Genomic DNA, 20103 nt, shown 5'->3' with positions numbered 1-20103 from the left:
CGATGGCCTCAGCCCTTCTTGTTATCGAACGTTGCCTTGACGATCTCGCCGATGCCACCGACCGCACCGATCACCTGGCTGGCTTCAAGCGGCATCAGGATGACCTTGCTGTTGTTGGCCGAGGCCAGCTTGCCCAGGGCGTCGATATACTTTTGCGCGACGAAGTAGTTGACCGCCTGCACGTTGCCCGAGGCGATGGCTTCCGACACCACTTGGGTTGCCCGTGCTTCGGCCTCGGCCTGGCGTTCACGGGCTTCGGATTCGAGGAACGCCGCTTGCCGGCTACCTTCGGCCTCCAGAATCTGGGCCTGCTTTTTACCCTCTGCGGTGAGGATCGCCGATGCCCGCAGCCCTTCAGCTTCGAGGATTTGCGCACGCTTGATCCGCTCGGCTTTCATCTGACCGGACATGGCTGCCATCAGGTCGGCCGGGGGGCTGATGTCTTTGATTTCGATACGTGTGATCTTGATGCCCCAGGGCGCGGTGGCTTCGTCCACGGTCTTCAGCAGTTTTTCATTGATGCCATCGCGCTGGCTCAGCATGGCATCCAGTTCCATCGAGCCGAGTACGGTTCGGATATTGGTTTGCAGCAGATTCCGAATGGCGTGTTCGAGGTTGTTGACCTCGTAGGCAGCCTGAGCGGTATTGACCACCTGGAAGAAACACACGGCATCGATCTGCACGGTGGCGTTATCGGCAGTGATGACTTCCTGCGGCGGGATATCCAGCACGCTTTCCATTACGTTGATCTTGCGACCGATACGGTCCATGACCGGGATGATGATGTTCAGGCCTGGCTTGAGGGTGTTGGTATAGCGACCAAAGCGCTCGACCGTCCATTGGTAACCCTGGGGCACGACTTTGAAGCCCATGAACAGAATGGCGATGGCCAATCCTACAAAGAGCAGCAGTACGGTTCCGATTTGCATGACGATTCCCTATCTGATGATGTCAGTGACGCAACGTTTGCTGATTGTAATGGTGTTGTCTGCGATAAGAACGATCTGTCCGCGCCGTAATCTAGGGATTTGTTACTGAATCTGAGGGGGTGACCCGCAGCACTTCAGCCAAGGAGGTCTGCCCCGTCCTGACCTTCTGCATGCCCGCCATGCGCAAGCTGCACATCCCGTGCGCCATCGCCGCCTGACGCAGGGCTTGAACATCGGCGCCCGGGGTAATCAGCGCTTTGAGCGACTCGTCCAATATCATGATTTCGTAAACACCGGCTCGTCCCCGGTAACCGCTGTGACGGCACTCCGCACATCCCACCGCTTCATGGCCGTCATCGCCCATACGCTTGCAATAAGGACAAAGCACCCTTACCAAGCGCTGCGCCATCACCCCCAACAAGGTAGCCTTGATCAAATAATGAGCAATACCCAGCTCCTGTAGCCGACTGATGGCGCTGGGCGCGTCGTTGGTGTGCAGGGTGGACAGCACGAGATGCCCGGTCAGCGCGGCCTGGATAGCCATTTCTGCGGTTTCCTGGTCGCGGATCTCGCCGATCATGATGATGTCCGGGTCCTGGCGCAGCAGGGCGCGGATGCCGCTGGCAAAGGTCAGGTCGATATTGTGTTGCACCTGCATCTGATTGAACGCCGGCTCGACCATCTCGATCGGGTCCTCCACGGTGCACAGGTTGACCTCACGGGTCGCGAGCTGTTTGAGCGTGGTGTAGAGCGTGCTGGTTTTGCCTGAGCCGGTAGGCCCGGTGACCAGGATGATGCCGTTGGTCTGGCGCGTCATGGCATTCCAGCGGTGCCGGTCGTCATCCGACAAACCCAACTGGTCAAAACTCTTGAGCAGGACCTGAGGGTCGAAAATCCGCATCACCAGTTTTTCGCCGAAGGCCGTGGGTAGGGTCGACAGGCGCAACTCGATTTCCATACCCGCCGGGCTTTTGGTCTTCACCCGACCGTCCTGGGGTTTACGTTTCTCCGCCACGTTCATGCGGCCCAGGCTCTTGAGGCGGCTGACCACAGCCACCGCAACCTGGGGTGGGAATTGATAGACATCGTGCAGCAGCCCGTCAATGCGAAAGCGCACGCGACCTTGATCCCGGCAGGGTTCGATATGGATATCGCTGGCCCGCTGGGCAAAGGCGTACTGCAGCAGCCAATCGACGATATGGACAATGTGCGCATCGTTAGCGTCCGGCTCCTGATCGCTGCCCCCAAGGTTGAGCAGGTCCGGATGGCCTGGCGCGGTGACCTTCTGCTCAGCACCGTTGACCGATTTTGCCAGCCGATAGAATTCGCCGATGCAGCGCTGAATATCCTGCGGGTTGGCCACCACGCGCGTGATCGAACGCTTGAGCACCTGCGCCAGGCCGGCCTCCCAGCAGGTCACATAGGGTTGCGCGCTGGCAACGGTGACGGTTTGCGCGTCCACGGCCACCGCCAGGATGCCGTGGCGTTGGGCGAACGCATGGGACATTAGCGGCACCACCGTCGCGACGTCGATCTTCAGCGGGTCGATGCGTAGATAGATTTGCCCGGCCTGCTCGGCAAGCCACTGAGTGAGGCGTTCCAGGCATGGCCCCAGCTCCGCGATGCGCTCCAGTGGGTGGCGGGTCGTATCGGCTGGCAACGCCGATAAGCGGTGCGCGATGTCGGGCGTAATCAGCCCATATTCCACCAAGGGAGGCAGCAACGGGTGCAGTTCCAAACGACGATCAGCAGGCATGAAGAGGTTTCCGGATGGCCTTGGATGTTCTCCCAGGCTAGTCAGCCTCCGACGCTCGCCCCGTCAACCTGTGTTGCAGGTTTTTACCTGGCCATCGCCATCTGGACGCCGGCCCCCAGTGCATCGGGCGTCCACACGTCCAGAGAACATACGCTGATCAGGTTTCGAATCTTTTCGCCGATCACCTGGGCCCGATGCCAGCTCAGACCATCGAGCACAATTTGGATATTCAGTACGTCTACGTCTCGACTCACCGAGACCTGCCGAGGCGTAAGAAATTGCAGGGCGAAATAGTTGAGCACGCGGCACAGCACATCGGGCTCGGCTTCGGCGACGATCTGGTAGTGGGCCTGACAGTGGGCGGTGTTGACGGCCCATGCATCGACGCGGGTGACAGGCGGAGTGGTTTCGACGGCGTGCATGCTGACTCTCCAAATTGAGTGGAGGAATTTTTACATCCAACCTCGGAGATTTCTTATCTAATATTGGCGTAAATACGGACATAAAAACGTATTCAATCCAATAGACGGTCCAAAGAAGGTATTTTTATGCACAGTGAATTGGACGCCTACGATCGCCGCATCCTGGCCTTGCTGCAAGAAGATGCGTCGCTGTCCAGCGCGCAGATCGCTGAGCAGGTCGGTCTGTCCCAGTCGCCTTGTTGGCGCAGGATTCAACGGCTCAAGGAGGAAGGGGTGATACGCGGTCAGGTGACGTTGCTGGATCGCAAGAAAATCGGCCTTAACACGCAGATATTCGCCGAGGTCAAACTCAACGCCCACGGCCGTTCCAACTTCACTGAGTTCACCGAGGCGATTCGCGGGTTTCCGGAAGTGTTGGAGTGTTACGTGCTGATGGGCGCGGTGGATTTCCTGCTGCGCATCGTGACGTCGGACATCGAGGCGTACGAACGGTTTTTCTTCGAGAAGCTGTCGATGGTGCCTGGGATTCAGGAGGTCAATTCGATTGTGGCGCTGTCTGAAATCAAGTCGACCACCAGCCTGCCAGTATTGCGCTGATCGGGTGGATCTTATCGGGGGCGAGCCCCCTCCCACACTTGGAATGCATTTCATATGTGGAAGGAGGGCTGGCGGCCGATTGCAATGTTACAAACGCAGCAGGGTCTTCCACGCACGGTTCTGATACACCGCAATCGCCTGGTGCATCCGCGCATCCAGCGACTCATCGGTGATCGGCTGGTTGGCCAGTAGCGCCAACTTGTTCAGCTCGCCGTAGAGACGATCCAGTTCCGGAATGTCCAGCACATGGCGGGCGTGGTGCAGCCAGGCCTGGATGCGTTCGATACGTGGCAGTTGCTCGGCCAAGTCTTCCGGCTGCTGTTGGTAGCGTGGCAGTTGCAAGGCGACGGCGTCGTCGGCCAGCAGGCGCGGCAACCAGTTGGCGATTTGCGCGGCGCCCTGGCGGTTGCCACGCACGTTGCGGTCGGCGGTCCAGGTGCGGGCCATCAGCCAGCGCGACGTGTTGAGTGAGAACAGGCCCCAGCGCACGTCTTCCAATTCTTCGGCGAATTGTTCCGGTGCGGCTTTACGGATGTCTTCATCATCGTCACCGGCCTGCACCAGTGGGCGCCAGTCTTCCAGCAGCGCGTCCAGCGCAGTGCGCAGTTCGCTGGTGGACTGGCGGGGCGCGGCCTGGCCGAGGCTGCCGACCAGAGCGCGCAGTTCGCCGAGGTTATCGACCCAGTCCTGCAGCAGGCGCCAGTGGCCGTTGAAACGGTATTGTTCAGCCAGGCGCTGGCTGCTGCCGAGCAGGTGCCACATCAGGGCGGCGAAAGCATCGTCCAGCGGCATTTCGGCGTGTAGCTGTGGCGCCGGCAGGCTCAGGGAGTAACTGCTGGCGTCATACAGGCGGTAGCCGCGCTCGGCCTTGCTGATATCGCATGGCATCAGCGCCAGGGTGGCGGCCAGTTCGGCGGCCAGTTCCAGCAGGGCGGCCGGCTCGCCTTCGCGCAGTTCCAGTTCCAGCTCGCAGATTTCTTCTTTCTGTTTGCCGGCCACTACATGGCCCAGGTCCAGAGCCGCTTCGATCACCACCTTGGCCTTGCCGCGGCCCCAGGCGATTTCGGCGCGTTCACGCACGAAGTCGGTGGTAAAAATCGGCTTGAGGGTTTTTTTGTCCAGTTCGGCCAGTTGCTCGGGCCAGCACTCGCCGTCGAGTTTCTTCACGTCGAGCTTGGCTTTGGGCAAGTCCCAGTTGTACTCGTTGCGTTCCGACAAGCCGGCGACGCTCTGGCCACGGGTCTTGAGGGTTTGAATGATGTCGTCACCGTCCTTGCGCAGGCGCAGGGCAACCTTGGCCTGGGCCAGGTCGCGCTCGGGGGTGTCGAAATACTGGTTCATCAACTCACGGCGTTCCCAGCCACTTTTGTTGCGTTTTTTCAGTAACGGGTGCTCACGCAGCGCGGCGAGTGTTTCGCGGCTGACGCGGAGCTTGATTTCGGTTTCTTTCTGCATGGCCGGAAAATCCAGGATCGGGAGCGCAGCCGGGGAAAAGAGTGGCTGCCAAGGTCGTGCAGTGTACAGGACTGAGCCCGGCAACGCGCCGCAACGGTTTATTGTGTCGTGCAGATGCCTCTATAGTGAGGTTCATCCGGGAAGTGGGGAGACTGTATATGCCGTTGCCGTCCATGAAAGAGCAGTTCGCCGCGTTGATTGCCGCGCCGTCGGTCAGTTGCACCCAGGCGTCCCTGGACCAGACCAACCGCCCCGTGATCGACCTGCTTGCCGGCTGGCTGGGCGATCTGGGGTTCAGCATCGACATCCAGACCGTCAGCCCAGGCAAATTCAATCTACTCGCCAGTTTCGGCAGCGGCCCTGGCGGCCTGGTGCTGGCCGGGCATAGCGACACCGTGCCCTATGACCCCGCGTTGTGGAAAACCGACCCGCTGAAACTGACGGAAATCGACGGTCGCTGGGTAGGATTGGGTAGTTGCGACATGAAGGGCTTTTTCGCTTTGATCATCGAGGCGCTGTTGCCGCTGCTGGATCAACCGTTCAAGCAGCCCTTGCTGATCCTCGCTACGTGCGATGAGGAAAGCTCCATGTCCGGCGCCCGTGCGCTGGCCGAGGCCGGTCGCCCGCTGGGCCGCGCGGCGGTGATCGGCGAGCCGACGGGCCTTAAACCGATCCGCCTGCATAAAGGCGTGATGATGGAGCGTATCGACATTCTCGGTCGCAGCGGCCATTCGTCGGACCCCAGCCTCGGCCGCAGCGCCCTTGAGGCTATGCACGATGCTATCGGTGAACTGCGCGGCCTGCGCCTGGCCTGGCAGCGCGAGTACCGCAATCCGCAATTCAGCGTGCCGCAACCGACCCTGAACTTCGGCTGCATCCACGGTGGTGACAACCCCAACCGCATCTGTGGCCAATGCTCCCTGGAGTTCGATTTGCGCCCCCTGCCCGGCATGGACCCTCAAGTGTTGCGCGATGCCATTCGGCAGAAGCTCCAACCGTTGGCCGAGCGCCATGAAGTCAAGATCGACTACGCGCCGCTGTTCCCGGCGGTGCCGCCATTCGAGCAGCCGGAAGACGCAGAGCTGGTGCGGGTTGCGGAACGTTTGACCGGTCATCGTGCCGAAGCAGTAGCGTTCGGCACCGAAGCGCCTTATCTTCAGCGCCTTGGTTGTGAAACCCTAGTGCTCGGCCCTGGCGATATCGCCTGTGCGCACCAGCCGGGCGAATACCTCGAAATGTCACGCCTGACGCCTACAGTGCGTCTATTGCGGGAATTGATCGAACATTACTGCCTGAAACCCGCATAAATTAACCCCTGCCTGTTCGTACATAGAAGGAGAGTGAGCGTGTCGCCAAGCCTGTTCCGACGATAACCATCAGCCCGCCGTGCGCTTTCACGATTCATCCTTTTTTGGCTGCTTTTTATTACAGGCCCAGGTGTTATGCCCGAATACGTCAATTGGCTTCGTCATGCTTCCCCTTACATCAATGCCCACCGCGACTGCACCTTTGTGGTCATGTTGCCGGGCGATGGTGTGGACCATCCTAACTTTGGCAATATCGTCCACGACCTGGTGCTGCTCCACAGTCTGGGCGTGCGTCTGGTGCTGGTGCATGGTTCGCGTCCACAGATCGAAGCGCGCCTTGAAGCGCGCGGCCTCACCCCGTCTTACCACGAAGGCATGCGCATCACCGATGCCGCCACCTTGGAGTGCGTGATCGATGCGGTTGGCCATCTGCGTATCGCCATCGAAGCACGCCTGTCGATGGACATGGCCTCTTCTCCCATGCAGGGCTCGCGCCTGCGGGTGGCCAGCGGCAATCTGGTAACTGCACGCCCCATCGGCGTACTCGAAGGCGTGGACTACCACCACACCGGCGAAGTGCGCCGGGTCGACCGCAAGGGCATCAATCGCCTGCTGGACGAACGCTCTATCGTCTTGCTGTCGCCCTTGGGTTACTCGCCCACCGGAGAGATTTTCAACCTGGCCTGCGAAGATGTCGCTACTCGCGCCGCGATCGACTTGGGGGCCGATAAATTGCTGCTGTTCGGTGCCGATCTCGGCCTGATCGATGAACATGGGCGTTTGGTGCGCGAGCTGCGTCCGCAGCAGGTGCCGGCACATCTGCAGCGCCTGGGCAGCAGCAACTACCAGGCCGAATTGCTCGACGCAGCGGCCCAGGCTTGCCGGGGCGGGGTAGGGCGCAGCCATATCGTCAGCTATGCCGAAGACGGCGCGCTGCTCACCGAACTGTTCACCCGCGACGGTGGCGGTACGTTGGTGGCTCAGGAGCAATTCGAACTGGTACGCGAGGCGGCGATTGAAGACGTCGGTGGCCTGCTCGACCTGATCAGCCCGTTGGAAGAGCAGGGCATTTTGGTGCGCCGTTCGCGGGAAGTGCTGGAGCGCGAAATCGAGCAGTTCAGCGTGGTCGAACGCGAAGGCATGATCATCGCCTGCGCGGCGCTGTACCAGATCGCCGATTCGGATGCCGGTGAACTCGCGTGCCTGGCAGTGAACCCCGAATACCGCCACGGCGGGCGCGGCGATGAACTGCTTGAGCGCATTGAAACCCGCGCCAGGGCCCAGGGCTTGAAGACGTTGTTCGTCCTCACCACCCGCACTGCCCATTGGTTCCGGGAGCGTGGGTTTGTGCCAAGCAGCGTGGACCGTCTGCCGTCCGCGCGCGCCTCGCTGTACAACTACCAGCGCAATTCGAAGATTTTCGAAAAAGCCCTCTAACCCTCGCGACCTTGTTGCAGGCGCGAGCTAGCTCGCGCCAACCTTTTTAGGTTCCTTCAGACCTCGCCGTGTGCCGGGGTGCGACAACGTGGCTGTCATAAAGGGCTATAAACCCTTCAGAACGCTCGGTAAGGGCCGATACGGTAAGCGCGGCAAGGAGCAGATTGCGTGAAGAAGGTGTTGCTCGGCCGTTGAGTGCCGGGCTTGTCATCAAAAGAAACTATTCCGATACAAAAACTGTAACAAATTGACTGGAGGATATGCGTTTGGCCATCATGGCGTCGCTTTTTTGATCGTAGGTGACGTTTGCAGCGTTACGTTTATTCTTTACTGATCTAGATGGCGTTAAAAAATACTTTTTAGGAATTAGCATTTCGATAGGTTCGTCTACGCTGACCAACCCGATCTACGCAAAGGCTTATTCCAAATTTGTATGAAAAAGAATGAAACAATTCTTTTTGGGTGTATGAAAAACTCATTACCCTGCAGGGACCAAATCAACGGTGGTTAGACGAAAGTAGTAGACACACTAGGTTACGATTGACTTGGTAGTCACTATCTGGCGCTAATCGCGCATCTGTGGATCGAGGGCGTCAGACCCGAGACCAAAGAACTACAAAAATTAGAAACGAGAGGAGCGGTACATGAAGAAGTCCACCTTGGCACTGTCTGTCGCTTTGGGCGTAATCGCCCAGCACGCAGGCGCTGCTGGTTTCATCGAAGACAGCAAGGCAACTCTGGGGCTGCGTAACTTTTACATCAACACGGATAACCGTGATGGCGCCCCAGGCACGACTACTCGCAACAAGAACGCTGAGTGGGGCCAGGGCTTCGATCTGCGTTTCATCTCGGGTTATACCCAAGGTACCGTTCAGTTCGGTGTCGACGCCATCGGCCTGTACGGTGTACGACTGGATTCGAGCCGTGCCGAGCATGGTAACTACAGTGGTACCGCATCCGGCGGCACTGTGTTCCCAAGCGACGGCAACAAGGCTGTTCATGATTACGCCAGCCTGGGCGTAACCGGTAAGGTCAAGATCTCTCAGACCGAGCTTAAGCTGGGTACTCTGCAGCCTAAACTGCCTGTTATCGTGACCAACGATGGTCGTCTGCTGCCGCAAACCTTCCAAGGTGGTCAGATCACGTCCAACGACATCAAGGATCTGACGCTGGTTGGCGGTCAGATCGAGCATGCCAAAGGTCGTAACTCCAGTAACAACGAAGGTTTGTCGCTGGGTGGCGCTAACGGCAGCTCCAATTACACCGCCGGTAAGTTCGTTAACAAGTTCTACTACGCGGGTGGTGACTACAAGCTCACCAAAGACCTTACCGCTCAGTACTACTACGGCAATCTGGAAGACTTCTATAAACAGCACTTCCTCGGCCTGACCCACAACTGGGCGATCGGCCCGGGCGTATTGAAATCTGACCTGCGCTACTTCAATAGCTCCGATGATGGCCTGAACGGCAATAACTCCGCTTACTACACCAACGGTAACTACAACGGTTTCCGTGCGGGTAAGGGCAAGGTTGATAACAACCTGTACAGCGGGTTGTTCCTGTACACCGTGGAAGGTCATACCTTTGGTGGTGGCTACCAGGTGAGCAACGGCAGCAGTGATTTCCCTTGGTTGAACCAAGGCGATGGTTCTTCGGCTTATCTGACCACTGACATGCAAATCCAGAAGTTCGCCCGCGCCGGTGAGCGTACCTGGCAGGCGCGTTACGCTTATGATTTCGCCAAAGTGGGTGTTCCGGGCCTGACTGCAGGTGTCGTATACCTCAAAGGTAGCGACATCGATACCATTGCCAACACTGCTGCCCGCACAGAAACCACTGGCCAGTCCGAGTGGGAGCGTGACATCACCGTTGCCTACGTGATTCCAGAAGGCCCGCTGAAAAACCTCGGCGTAGCCTGGAAAAACGCAATGTGGCGCACCGACCTGGCGAACACTCGTTCCCAGGATGAAAACCGCCTCATCGTCAGCTACTCTCTGCCACTGTTCTAAGCAGTTGTAAGACGTCAAAACCTTGCCCGGCGCAACGCCGGGCAAGGTGTCTTGCTTTTCAAGTCAGGCTCACCCCCGTAAGCCCTTCCTGAACCCCTCTTTTACAGCGTCTCAAGGCCTTCTCGAACCTTGGTGACGATGGTGCCTTGCACCCGGTTGAGCGTCCAATGAACGATTTTTAATATTCTTTTATCATCTAGATAAATCGATATTTATTCTTTTTAAAATAGCCACAACCCATGCACAGTGGGCTCCATAAGCACTCATCAGGAGCCACACCATGAGCCTAAGACTGGGCGATATCGCCCCCGACTTCGAACAGGATTCCAGCGCCGGCAAAATTCGTTTCCACGAGTGGCTGGGCGATAGCTGGGGAGTGTTGTTTTCCCACCCGGCCGACTTCACGCCGGTATGCACCACCGAGCTGGGCTTTACCGCCAAGCTCAAGGACGAATTCGCCCAGCGCGGCGTCAAAGCCATCGCGCTGTCGGTTGACCCAGTGGACTCGCACCACAAGTGGATCGAAGACATCAACGAAACCCAGAACACCACCGTCAACTTCCCAATCCTGGCCGATGCCGACCGCAAGGTCTCTGATCTCTACGATCTGATCCACCCCAATGCCAGCGATACCCTCACCGTGCGATCGTTGTTCGTAATCGACCCGAACAAAAAGATTCGCCTGACCATCACCTACCCGGCCAGCACCGGGCGCAACTTCCATGAAATCCTGCGGGTGATCGACTCGCTGCAATTGACCGATAACCACAAGGTCGCCACGCCCGCCAACTGGCAGGACGGTGATGAAGTGGTGATCGTGCCGTCGCTCAAGGACGAAGACGAGATCAAGAAACGCTTTCCAAAAGGCTATCGAGCAGTGAAGCCGTACTTGCGGCTGACCCCGCAGCCCAATCGTTGACGCGGATATCGCTCTGGTGGCAAGCCCCCTACCACCGTCGATGCACCGCATCTGTAACTGAATCAAAGCAGGGGTTTTCAGGCCGTTTCCACGGCCTTTTTTTTCGCCTGGCGATTGATAAAGTGCATATGTTTTTAAGGAATAAACAAATGAAAAAATAAGATTTATAGATATATGAATCAACTGATAAGGTCTGTTCCATCTTGGCGCCATCGCCACTTCAGCGAACCGCCGGCACTTGCTCAAGGAATTCCTGCATGTTGGTCGTAACACTCGGAGGCAGTCCCAGCCAGCGTTCCCGCTCCGGGGTCTTGCTGGAAAAAACCCGTCAGTGGTTGCAACACAAAGGCGTGGAAGTAGTGAGTTACCAGGTACGGGACTTCCCGGCCGAAGACTTGCTGCACGCGCGGTTCGACAGCCCAAAGGTCATCGACCTGCTGGAGCAGGTGGCCAACGCCGACGGCCTGGTGATCGCCACGCCGGTTTATAAGGCTTCGTTCTCCGGTGCGTTGAAAACCGTGCTCGATCTGCTGCCTGAACGGGCCTTGGCCCATAAGGTGGTGCTGCCAATGGCTACCGGCGGCAGCATCGCGCACATGCTGGCGGTGGATTACGCGTTGAAGCCAGTGCTGTCGGCGCTCAAGGCGCAGGAGTTGCTCCACGGCATTTTTGCCGAAGACAGCCAGATCGCCTATGGCGAAGGCAGCGCCCAGGCGCAACTGGTGCCGGTGCTGGAGCAGCGGTTGTACGAGGCGCTGGAGACGCTCTACGGCGCCATGGCCCGTCGCCCGAAACCCCTTGATCCGCATGTATTGAATGAACGTTTGTTGAGTGCTCGCTGGAGCATTTAAGCCGTACCTGAAACCTGGAAACACTCACCTTACTCAGCCGCCAACGGCCAAGCAGGTGCAGCCAAAACCCCTCATCGCATTTTTGGAGAGAGCGCCATGCGCACTGTCATCTTGCGTCGTGGTCTGGTCGCACTGTTTGCTGCGGCTGTGTCCTTCGGCGCCATTGTTCAAGCTCACGCCGCCGAGACCCTGCGGATCGGTTATCAGAAATACGGCACCTTGGTCCTGCTCAAGGCCAAGGGCACCCTGGAAAAACGTCTGGCGGCCCAAGGCGTGCAGGTGCAGTGGACCGAGTTTCCTGGCGGCCCGCAGTTGCTTGAAGGTCTGAACGTCGGCTCCATCGACTTCGGCGTGACCGGCGAAACTCCGCCGGTCTTCGCCCAGGCGGCCGGTGCCGATCTGCTCTACGTGGCCTACGAGCCACCGGCGCCGACCAGCGAAGCGATCCTGGTGCCCAAAGACTCACCGATCAAATCGGTGGCCGAGCTCAAGGGCAAGAAAATCGTGCTCAACAAAGGCTCCAACGTGCATTACCTGTTGGTGCGCGCCTTGGAGGACGCCGGCCTGAAATACAGCGATGTGCAGACAGTATTCCTGCCGCCTGCCGATGCCCGTGCGGCGTTCGAGCGGGGCAGTGTGGATGCGTGGGTGATCTGGGACCCGTACCAGGCCGCCGCCGAGCAACAACTGCAAGCACGTACCCTGCGTGACGGCACTGGCATCGCCGACAACCATCAGTTCTACCTGGCAACCAAACCCTACGCCGAACAGCACCCCGACGTGATCACCGCGTTGGTGGAAGAGGTGCGTGCCGTGGGCGAGTGGTCCAAAGCCAACCCGCAGGAAGTCACCGACCAAGTCGCACCGCTGCTCGGCCTGCCGGCCGACATCACCCTCACCTCGGTAAAACGCCAGGGCTACGGCGCGCTGTTCCTGACCCCGCAAGTGGTGGCCGCTCAACAGAAAATCGCCGACAGCTTTTACCAACTCAAATTGATCCCCAAGCCCTTGAGCATCAAGGACGTGATCTGGACGCCTCCGGCCGCTGTTGCTAAAGCGCCGTAATCCGACTTCTTCAGGAGACAACTCCATGAGCCTCAATATTTTCTGGTTCCTGCCTACCCACGGCGACGGTCATTACCTTGGCACTGCCGAAGGCGCTCGCGCCGTGGATCACGGTTACCTGCAACAAGTGGCCCAGGCTGCCGATCGCCTGGGCTTCGGCGGGGTGCTGATCCCCACCGGGCGTTCCTGCGAAGACTCGTGGCTGGTGGCCGCTTCTCTGATCCCGGTGACCCAACGTCTCAAGTTCCTGGTCGCACTGCGCCCGGGGATCATTTCCCCGACGGTGGCCGCGCGCCAGGCCGCGACCCTGGATCGTTTGTCCGGCGGGCGGGCGTTGTTCAATCTGGTGACCGGTGGCGATCCCGAAGAACTGGCCGGTGATGGCCTGTTCCTCAGCCACGAAGATCGCTACCAGGCCTCGGTGGAGTTCACCCGTATCTGGCGTCGCGTACTTGAAGGCGAAACCGTGGATTACGACGGCCAACACATCAGCGTCAAAGGCGCCAAATTGCTCTACCCGCCGATCCAGCAGCCACGGCCGCCGCTGTACTTCGGCGGCTCCTCCGAAGCGGCCCAGGACCTGGCGGCCGAGCAGGTGGAAATGGTGCTGACCTGGGGCGAACCACCGGCCGCCGTGGCCGAGAAAATCGAACAAGTGCGGGCCAAGGCCGCCAAACTCGGGCGCACTGTGCGCTTCGGCATTCGTCTGCATGTGATCGTGCGCGAAACCAATGACGAAGCCTGGAAAGCTGCCGACAAACTGATTTCCCACTTGGACGACGACACCATCGCCCGCGCCCAAGCCTCACTGGCGCGCTTTGATTCGGTGGGCCAGCAACGCATGGCCGCCTTGCACGGCGGCAACCGCGACAACCTCGAAGTCAGCCCCAACCTGTGGGCCGGCGTCGGCCTGGTTCGCGGTGGGGCGGGTACGGCGCTGGTAGGCGACGGCGCAACCGTGGCCGAGCGCGTGAAGGAGTACGCAGCGCTGGGTATCGACACCTTCATCTTCTCCGGTTATCCGCACCTGGAAGAGTCGTACCGCGTGGCCGAATTGCTGTTCCCGCACCTGGATATCGAACGTCCCGAATTACCGAAAAGCGCCGGATACGTGAGCCCGTTCGGCGAAATGGTCGCCAACGATATCCTTCCCAAAGCGGCGTCACAGAGCTGAGGCGGCGCGATGAACCTTGAAAAAGTGAGCCATCGCGTGGCGCCTTGGGTGCTGCCGCTGCTGTTGCTGGCGGTGTGGCAGGTGTCGGTGTCGGCGGGGTGGTTGTCGACGCGCATCCTGCCGGCGCCGAGCGCGGTGATCGAGGCCGGGGTTAACCTGGTGCGCAGCGGTGAAATCTGGACGCACCTGGCCATCAGCGGCTGGCGCGCGGGCCTGGGTTTTGTGATCGGCGGCGCTATCGGCCTGGCGCTGGGCTTTATCACCGGGCTGTCGACATGGGGCGAGCGCCTGCTCGACAGCTCGGTGCAGATGATTCGCAACGTGCCGCACCTGGCGCTGATCCCGCTGGTGATCCTGTGGTTCGGCATTGACGAAACGGCGAAGATTTTCCTGGTGGCCCTCGGCACGCTGTTCCCGATCTACCTGAACACCTACCACGGCATTCGCAACGTCGACCCGGCGCTGGTGGAGATGTCGCGCAGTTACGGGTTGTCCGGGTTCAGCCTGTTCTGGCAGGTGATCCTGCCGGGTGCGTTGCCGTCGATCCTGGTGGGCGTGCGCTTTGCGCTGGGCTTTATGTGGTTGACGCTGATCGTGGCGGAAACTATTTCGGCCAGTTCCGGTATTGGTTACCTGGCGATGAATGCCCGCGAATTCCTGCAAACCGACGTGGTGGTGCTGGCGATCGTGATGTACGCGATCCTCGGCAAACTGGCGGACCTGGCCGCGCGCGGTCTGGAGCGGGTGTGGCTGCGCTGGCATCCGGCGTACCAAATGCATAAAGGAGGTGCGGCATGACCGCTCAACAACCTCCACGCCTGCTCAAGGGGATTCCCCTGGCGGTGCGTAAGTTGCGCAAAGCCTTCGGCACGCGGGAAGTGCTCAAGGGCATCGATCTGCACATTCCGGCGGGGCAATTCGTCGCCGTGGTGGGGCGCAGCGGTTGCGGCAAAAGTACCTTGCTGCGCCTGCTGGCCGGGCTGGACGACGCCAGCGGCGGAGAGCTGCTAGCCGGTTCCGCACCCCTGAGCGCGGCCCGTGAAGACACGCGATTGATGTTCCAGGAAGCGCGTCTGCTGCCGTGGAAAAAGATCATCGACAACGTGGGCTTGGGCCTCAAAGGCGACTGGCGTGCCAAAGCACTGCAAGCCTTGGACGCGGTGGGGCTGGCCGAGCGCGCCAATGAATGGCCGGCGGCCTTGTCCGGTGGCCAGAAGCAACGCGTGGCGTTGGCTCGCGCGCTGATCCACCAGCCGCGCCTACTGTTGCTGGATGAGCCGCTGGGCGCGCTGGATGCCCTGACCCGCATCGAGATGCAGCAACTGATCGAAAACCTTTGGCAGCAGCATGGCTTTACCGTGCTGCTGGTGACCCATGACGTCAACGAAGCCGTGGCGATTGCCGACCGGGTGATCCTGATCGAAGACGGTGAAATCGGTCTGGACCTGATCGTTGACCTGCCCCGCCCACGGGCCCGTGGCTCCCACCGCCTGGCCGCGCTGGAAGCCGAGGTACTCAACCGCGTGCTGTCACTGCCCGGTACACCGCCCGACCCCGAACCTGTTTCACCGCTGCCGACGCAATTGCGTTGGGCGCAATAACTCACCTATCCCCATGAAGAGAGAACGACATGACTATTAAAGCCATCAACGTGCGTAACCAGTTCAAAGGCACCATCAAGGAAATCGTGGTCGGTGACGTGTTGTCGGAAATCGACGTGCAGACCGCCTCCGGCATCGTCACCTCAGTGATCACCACTCGCTCGGTCAAAGAGCTGGAGCTGGTCATTGGCAGTGAAGTGATTGCCTTTGTGAAATCAACCGAGGTGTCGATCGCCAAGTTGTGAACAGGCTTGAGGTCGTCATCGGGGGCAAGCCCCCTCCCACCTTTTGAAAGTATTCACAAGTCAAAGTGTGGGAGGGGGCTTGCCCCCGATGGGATCGCCCCAGTCAACGCAAGGCTCAACGCTTGGGCAAGTAAGCTGGCAGATACAGCCCCACATACGCATCGAACACCCGCATGCCTTCCTCGGCCATGCGCGGCGTGATCAGCCCATGCTGATGCACCGAGCGCGCATACACGCGGTCGCTCAGCTCCAGCGCCAGGGCGAACACATCCACATCGCTGGGCAGTGTCGGCACCTCGAAGTGGTGGTTGAAAACCTTGAACATCAGGTCGCCCAGTTCCAGATCATGTTGGCGGTCGGCCTGGGTTACTTCGGTGAGGCCATGCTGCGCCAGGATCAATTGGCGCGCGGCGGCATCCTGGTCGTAGATGGTGAGCATGCGTTGCTCGACGATGCAGGACAGATCGCGCCATTGCTTGAGGGGTTCGTGATCGATGGGCGCCTGAATCGCCGCACGAAACGCCCCATGCACATCGGCGGTCAACGCCTCCAGCAGCGCCGGCACGCTGGCGAAGAAGTGATACACCGACGACGGCGGAATCTGCGCGCGTTCGGCCACGCTGTAGATCGACAGACTTGCCACGCCTTCGGCGGCCAGCAGGGTGCGGGCGGCATCGAGAATCGCATCGATCCGCGCCTGGCTGCGGGCGCGGGGTTTGCGAGGGGCGGCGGGGCGGGTGGTCATGGAAGTCTCCTACAAGGCAGCGGGCATTGTATGAGCAGGAATCTGTGTTGTCTGCCAGGCAGCTATCGGGGGCAAGCCCCCTCCCACACTTGGTATGTATTCACAGATCCAAAATGTGGGAGGGGGCTTGCCCCCGATAAGACCGACCCGGTCTCTCAGAACAGCCCCATAAAAAAACGCCACAGACCCAAAGCCTGTGGCGTTTTTTTATCGCCGCAACCGCTTACACGGTATGCAGGTACCAGTTGTATTCAAGGTCGGAGATGGAGTGTTCGAACTCTTCCAGCTCACTTTCCTTACAGGCAACGAAGATATCGATGTACTTAGGATCGATGTACTTGGCCATCACCTCGCTGTCGTCCAACTCGCGCAGGGCATCGCGCAGGTTGTTCGGCAGGCTCTGCTCGTTTTGCTCGTAGCTGTTGCCTTCCACCGGAGCGCCAGGCTCGATCTTGTTGGTCAGACCGTGGTGCACGCCTGCCAGGACCGAAGCCATCAGCAGGTAAGGGTTGGCGTCGGCGCCCGCCACGCGGTGTTCGATACGCACCGCATCGGCCGAACCGGTTGGTACGCGAATCGCCACGGTGCGGTTGTCCAGGCCCCAGCACGGCGAGTTCGGCACGTAGAACTGTGCGCCGAAACGGCGGTAGGAGTTGACGTTAGGGCACAGGAACGCCATTTGGGCGGGTAGGGTCTCCAGCACACCGCCGATCGCGTGACGCAATGCGGCGTTCTGCTCGGGATCCTCGCTGGCAAAGATGTTCTTGCCGTCCTTGTCCAGGATCGAAATGTGTACATGCAAACCGTTGCCTGCCTGGCCTGGGTAAGGCTTGGCCATGAAGGTGGTGTCCATCTCATGGTCGTAGGCGATGTTCTTGATCAGGCGCTTGAGCAGCACGGCGTAGTCGCAGGCCTTGATTGGGTCGGCGACGTGGTGCAGGTTCACTTCGAACTGCGCCGGGGCACTTTCCTTGACGATGGCGTCGGCCGGGATGCCTTGCTCTTTGGCACCTTCCAGAATGTCTTGGAGGCAGTCGACGTATTCGTCGAGGTCGTCGATCAGGTAGACCTGTGTCGAGTGCGGGCGTTTGCCGGAGATCGGCGAGCGGGGCGGTTGTGGGCGGCCGTTCACGTTCTCCTGGTCGATCAGGTAGAACTCAAGTTCGAAGGCGGCGCAGATGGTCAGCCCAAGGTCGTCAAATTTGCTAACAACCTGGCGCAGGACTTCGCGCGGATCGGCGAAGAAAGGTTCACCTTCCAGTTCGTGCATGGTCATCAGCAGCTGCGCGGTAGGGCGCTTTTGCCAAGGTTCATTGCACAGGGTGTCGGGGATTGGATAACAGATTCGGTCAGCATCGCCGATGTCCAGACCCAGGCCGGTGCTTTCCACCGTCGAGCCGTTGATATCCAGGGCAAATAAAGAGGCAGGCAGGTTAATGCCCTTCTCGTAAACCTTGTGGAGGCTGGTGCGTTCGATGCGCTTGCCGCGCACCACACCATTCATATCCGCAATTAGAAGGTCTACGTACAGAACCTCAGGATGATCCTTAAGGAACGCGTTCGCTTCGTTAAGCTGAACGGCACGCGGGGGTACCGACATGATGCAACACCTTTGTTGTTAAAAATATCAATCATTGATCTTTTCTGGTTTCAGTCAACCCGAACGGCATGCCGAAGTCAAGCGAGGCCTTTTTTGCCCTAAAAAAGCGCCGTGACGGCTTTTTTGGGGCTTTTCGGGGCGTTTTTTCCGCTTTGAACGGCTTGGGCACCGCAGGCTTGAGCGGGCCGTGTTGTATTTTTTACGGGGGTGTTGTGTAAAAAAATGAACAAGGCTAAGCTCGATTCAAACCCATAACAGCAATAATACCGGGGTGCTTCATGTCTCGCCTGCCGCTAATCGGCGTCTCGGCCTGCTTCTCACGGGCTTTGTCATCCGTTCACCCATCCTGCGTGAATACCCATGCCCCGGCCAATATTCTTGACGCCTCGGGCGACCTTTTTTCTCCCCCTTCACTCACCGCGCCTTCGCCTCTGAAGGGCGCCGACCCCGGGTGCCGCTCATGATTCTGCACGACTTTGGCGTGAGGAATGCATTACCACCCCAAATGGCAGGTAAGCTCCTACCCTGAGTGAAGAAACGACGCGGATGCTGCGTCAACCAACGCCTGGCCTTTAATGGATGCCAGGAAACCCAGCCCAGAGGCATTTATGAGTAACAACCTCGACCAGCTCACCGATTGGTTGAAAGACCACAAGATCACAGAAGTCGAATGCATGATTGGCGACCTCACCGGTATCACCCGAGGCAAGATTTCGCCGACCAACAAGTTCATCGCCGAAAAAGGCATGCGCCTGCCCGAGAGCGTTCTGTTGCAGACCGTGACCGGCGACTATGTCGAAGACGACATTTATTACGAATTGCTCGACCCGGCCGACATCGACATGATCTGTCGCCCCGACCAGAACGCGGTGTTCCTGGTGCCCTGGGCCATCGAGCCCACCGCACAGGTGATCCACGACACCTATGACAAGCAAGGCAACCCCATCGAGCTGTCGCCGCGCAACGTGCTCAAGAAAGTCCTCAAGCTCTACGCCGATAAAGGCTGGCAGCCCATCGTGGCGCCGGAGATGGAGTTCTACCTGACCAAACGCTGCGAAGACCCGGACTTCCCACTGCAACCGCCGATTGGTCGTTCCGGTCGCCCGGAAACCGGTCGCCAGTCCTTCTCTATAGAAGCGGCCAACGAATTCGACCCATTGTTCGAAGACGTCTACGACTGGTGCGAGCTGCAGGAACTGGACCTCGACACCCTGATCCACGAAGACGGCACCGCGCAGATGGAAATCAACTTCCGTCACGGCGATGCGCTGTCCCTGGCTGACCAAATTCTGGTGTTCAAGCGCACCATGCGTGAAGCCGCGCTCAAGCACGATGTGGCCGCCACCTTCATGGCCAAGCCCATGACCGGCGAGCCCGGCAGCGCCATGCACCTGCACCAGAGCATCATCGACATCACCACCGGCAAGAACGTCTTCTCCAATGAAGACGGGACCATGAGTGAGCTGTTCCTCAACCACATCGGCGGCTTGCAGAAATTCATCCCTGAATTGCTGCCGTTGTTTGCGCCGAATGTGAACTCGTTCCGCCGCTTCCTGCCGGATACCTCGGCGCCGGTGAACGTGGAATGGGGCGAAGAAAACCGCACCGTGGGCCTGCGCGTACCGGATGCCGGCCCGCAGAACCGCCGCGTGGAAAACCGCCTGCCGGGCGCCGATGCCAACCCGTATCTGGCGATTGCCGCCAGCCTGCTGTGCGGTTTTATCGGCATGGTCGAAGGCCATAACCCGAGCGCGCCGGTGGTGGGTCGTGGTTACGAGCGGCGCAATCTGCGCTTGCCGCTGACCATCGAAGACGCCCTGGAGCGTATGGAAAACAGCAAGACCATCGAGAAATACCTGGGGCACAAATTCATCACAGGCTACGTCGCGGTCAAGCGGGCCGAGCATGAAAACTTCAAGCGCGTCATCAGTTCGTGGGAGCGGGAATTCCTGCTCTTTGCCGTCTGATGCGCCGGGCGCGCCCTTTGAACG

18 protein-coding genes are annotated in these 20103 nt (G+C 59.4%); 12 read left to right on the top strand and 6 right to left on the bottom strand.

Translation table 11 applies throughout. The annotated features are described in order from the left end of the window. Positions 1–8: 8 nt before the first annotated feature. The 3 genes from HRH33_RS25865 to HRH33_RS25855 all read right to left on the bottom strand — a co-directional run bounded on the left by HRH33_RS25865 (position 9) and on the right by HRH33_RS25855 (position 3107). Positions 9–929 (bottom strand): SPFH domain-containing protein, encoded by a 921-nt coding sequence (locus HRH33_RS25865; RefSeq protein WP_010207363.1) that lies wholly within the window; start codon positions 927–929, stop codon positions 9–11. A gap of 91 nt (positions 930–1020) precedes the next feature. After that, on the bottom strand, positions 1021–2685 hold the full coding sequence (locus HRH33_RS25860) for a GspE/PulE family protein (RefSeq protein WP_167417012.1): 1665 nt from the start codon (positions 2683–2685) through the stop codon (positions 1021–1023). Between the two features lie 83 nt (positions 2686–2768). After that, on the bottom strand, positions 2769–3107 hold the full coding sequence (locus HRH33_RS25855; protein ID WP_167417013.1) for a hypothetical protein: 339 nt from the start codon (positions 3105–3107) through the stop codon (positions 2769–2771). 126 nt (positions 3108–3233) lie between these two features. On the opposite strand from HRH33_RS25855, the gene HRH33_RS25850 reads away from it, so the two are divergent. Next, complete coding sequence (locus tag HRH33_RS25850) at positions 3234–3704, top strand: Lrp/AsnC family transcriptional regulator (protein WP_003195279.1); 471 nt, start codon at positions 3234–3236, stop codon at positions 3702–3704. An 87-nt stretch (positions 3705–3791) separates the two neighbouring features. Here HRH33_RS25850 and HRH33_RS25845 read toward each other — a convergent pair whose 3' ends face one another. Beyond that, entirely contained in the window at positions 3792–5159 is a 1368-nt protein-coding gene (locus tag HRH33_RS25845) for a CYTH domain-containing protein (protein ID WP_034101370.1), read from the bottom strand. 158 nt (positions 5160–5317) lie between these two features. Here HRH33_RS25845 and argE point away from each other — a divergent pair, with 158 nt between their 5' ends. From argE to HRH33_RS25795, 10 genes are all read left to right on the top strand, one after another. Beyond that, positions 5318–6466: an acetylornithine deacetylase gene (argE, locus tag HRH33_RS25840; RefSeq protein ID WP_167417014.1), complete on the top strand. Its 1149-nt coding sequence runs from the start codon at positions 5318–5320 to the stop codon at positions 6464–6466. 135 nt (positions 6467–6601) lie between these two features. Continuing rightward, complete coding sequence (gene argA / locus HRH33_RS25835; RefSeq protein ID WP_034139727.1) at positions 6602–7903, top strand: amino-acid N-acetyltransferase; 1302 nt, start codon at positions 6602–6604, stop codon at positions 7901–7903. Between the two features lie 644 nt (positions 7904–8547). Next, a complete protein-coding gene (locus tag HRH33_RS25830) occupies positions 8548–9912 on the top strand; it encodes an OprD family porin (RefSeq protein ID WP_167417015.1) in 1365 nt (454 codons plus the stop codon). A gap of 280 nt (positions 9913–10192) precedes the next feature. Further along, a complete protein-coding gene (locus HRH33_RS25825) occupies positions 10193–10831 on the top strand; it encodes a peroxiredoxin (protein ID WP_034115410.1) in 639 nt (212 codons plus the stop codon). 257 nt (positions 10832–11088) lie between these two features. Further along, a complete protein-coding gene (ssuE, locus tag HRH33_RS25820; RefSeq protein ID WP_034101365.1) occupies positions 11089–11682 on the top strand; it encodes an NADPH-dependent FMN reductase in 594 nt (197 codons plus the stop codon). A gap of 96 nt (positions 11683–11778) precedes the next feature. Further along, entirely contained in the window at positions 11779–12747 is a 969-nt protein-coding gene (locus HRH33_RS25815) for a sulfonate ABC transporter substrate-binding protein (RefSeq protein ID WP_034101364.1), read from the top strand. 25 nt (positions 12748–12772) lie between these two features. Continuing rightward, positions 12773–13921, top strand: coding sequence for an FMNH2-dependent alkanesulfonate monooxygenase (ssuD, locus tag HRH33_RS25810; protein WP_040266913.1), 1149 nt, complete (start codon positions 12773–12775; stop codon positions 13919–13921). A 9-nt stretch (positions 13922–13930) separates the two neighbouring features. Next, entirely contained in the window at positions 13931–14719 is a 789-nt protein-coding gene (gene ssuC, locus HRH33_RS25805) for an aliphatic sulfonate ABC transporter permease SsuC (RefSeq protein ID WP_167417016.1), read from the top strand. Beyond that, positions 14716–15522 carry an aliphatic sulfonates ABC transporter ATP-binding protein gene (gene ssuB / locus HRH33_RS25800; protein WP_034101361.1) on the top strand — a complete coding sequence of 269 codons (807 nt, stop codon included), beginning with the start codon at positions 14716–14718 and terminating at the stop codon, positions 15520–15522. Before ssuC ends, ssuB begins: the two co-directional genes overlap by 4 nt. A gap of 29 nt (positions 15523–15551) precedes the next feature. Beyond that, positions 15552–15767: a TOBE domain-containing protein gene (locus HRH33_RS25795; RefSeq protein WP_003176783.1), complete on the top strand. Its 216-nt coding sequence runs from the start codon at positions 15552–15554 to the stop codon at positions 15765–15767. Between the two features lie 115 nt (positions 15768–15882). On the opposite strand, the gene HRH33_RS25790 is transcribed toward HRH33_RS25795, so the two are convergent. Both HRH33_RS25790 and HRH33_RS25785 read right to left on the bottom strand, forming a co-directional pair. Then, a complete protein-coding gene (locus HRH33_RS25790; RefSeq protein WP_034101360.1) occupies positions 15883–16512 on the bottom strand; it encodes a TetR/AcrR family transcriptional regulator in 630 nt (209 codons plus the stop codon). A gap of 223 nt (positions 16513–16735) precedes the next feature. Further along, complete coding sequence (locus HRH33_RS25785) at positions 16736–18112, bottom strand: glutamine synthetase family protein (RefSeq protein ID WP_034101359.1); 1377 nt, start codon at positions 18110–18112, stop codon at positions 16736–16738. Between the two features lie 608 nt (positions 18113–18720). On the opposite strand from HRH33_RS25785, the gene HRH33_RS25780 reads away from it, so the two are divergent. Beyond that, positions 18721–20079, top strand: coding sequence for a glutamine synthetase family protein (locus tag HRH33_RS25780; RefSeq protein ID WP_034139720.1), 1359 nt, complete (start codon positions 18721–18723; stop codon positions 20077–20079). Positions 20080–20103: the final 24 nt, after the last annotated feature.

Origin of the sequence: Pseudomonas rhodesiae (assembly GCF_013285305.1) — a bacterium.
GTDB classification, from domain to species: Bacteria; Pseudomonadota; Gammaproteobacteria; order Pseudomonadales; family Pseudomonadaceae; genus Aquipseudomonas; species Aquipseudomonas rhodesiae.
Note: the sequence above shows the minus strand (reverse complement) of the source record. Positions and strands in the feature narration are given on the sequence as shown.

Excerpts from the sequence above, each read along its gene's own strand:
- HRH33_RS25825 (WP_034115410.1), top strand. The coding sequence starts at position 10,193 with ATGAGCCTAAGACTGGGCGATATCGCCCCCGACTTCGAACAGGATTCC.
- ssuB (WP_034101361.1), top strand. The coding sequence starts at position 14,716 with ATGACCGCTCAACAACCTCCACGCCTGCTCAAGGGGATTCCCCTGGCG.
- ssuC (WP_167417016.1), top strand. The coding sequence starts at position 13,931 with ATGAACCTTGAAAAAGTGAGCCATCGCGTGGCGCCTTGGGTGCTGCCG.
- ssuD (WP_040266913.1), top strand. The coding sequence starts at position 12,773 with ATGAGCCTCAATATTTTCTGGTTCCTGCCTACCCACGGCGACGGTCAT.
- HRH33_RS25785 (WP_034101359.1), bottom strand. The coding sequence starts at position 18,112 with ATGTCGGTACCCCCGCGTGCCGTTCAGCTTAACGAAGCGAACGCGTTC.
- HRH33_RS25865 (WP_010207363.1), bottom strand. The coding sequence starts at position 929 with ATGCAAATCGGAACCGTACTGCTGCTCTTTGTAGGATTGGCCATCGCC.
- HRH33_RS25850 (WP_003195279.1), top strand. The coding sequence starts at position 3,234 with ATGCACAGTGAATTGGACGCCTACGATCGCCGCATCCTGGCCTTGCTG.
- argE (WP_167417014.1), top strand. The coding sequence starts at position 5,318 with ATGCCGTTGCCGTCCATGAAAGAGCAGTTCGCCGCGTTGATTGCCGCG.
- ssuE (WP_034101365.1), top strand. The coding sequence starts at position 11,089 with ATGTTGGTCGTAACACTCGGAGGCAGTCCCAGCCAGCGTTCCCGCTCC.
- HRH33_RS25845 (WP_034101370.1), bottom strand. The coding sequence starts at position 5,159 with ATGCAGAAAGAAACCGAAATCAAGCTCCGCGTCAGCCGCGAAACACTC.
- HRH33_RS25790 (WP_034101360.1), bottom strand. The coding sequence starts at position 16,512 with ATGACCACCCGCCCCGCCGCCCCTCGCAAACCCCGCGCCCGCAGCCAG.
- HRH33_RS25860 (WP_167417012.1), bottom strand. The coding sequence starts at position 2,685 with ATGCCTGCTGATCGTCGTTTGGAACTGCACCCGTTGCTGCCTCCCTTG.
- HRH33_RS25815 (WP_034101364.1), top strand. The coding sequence starts at position 11,779 with ATGCGCACTGTCATCTTGCGTCGTGGTCTGGTCGCACTGTTTGCTGCG.
- HRH33_RS25780 (WP_034139720.1), top strand. The coding sequence starts at position 18,721 with ATGAGTAACAACCTCGACCAGCTCACCGATTGGTTGAAAGACCACAAG.
- HRH33_RS25795 (WP_003176783.1), top strand. The coding sequence starts at position 15,552 with ATGACTATTAAAGCCATCAACGTGCGTAACCAGTTCAAAGGCACCATC.
- HRH33_RS25855 (WP_167417013.1), bottom strand. The coding sequence starts at position 3,107 with ATGCACGCCGTCGAAACCACTCCGCCTGTCACCCGCGTCGATGCATGG.
- HRH33_RS25830 (WP_167417015.1), top strand. The coding sequence starts at position 8,548 with ATGAAGAAGTCCACCTTGGCACTGTCTGTCGCTTTGGGCGTAATCGCC.
- argA (WP_034139727.1), top strand. The coding sequence starts at position 6,602 with ATGCCCGAATACGTCAATTGGCTTCGTCATGCTTCCCCTTACATCAAT.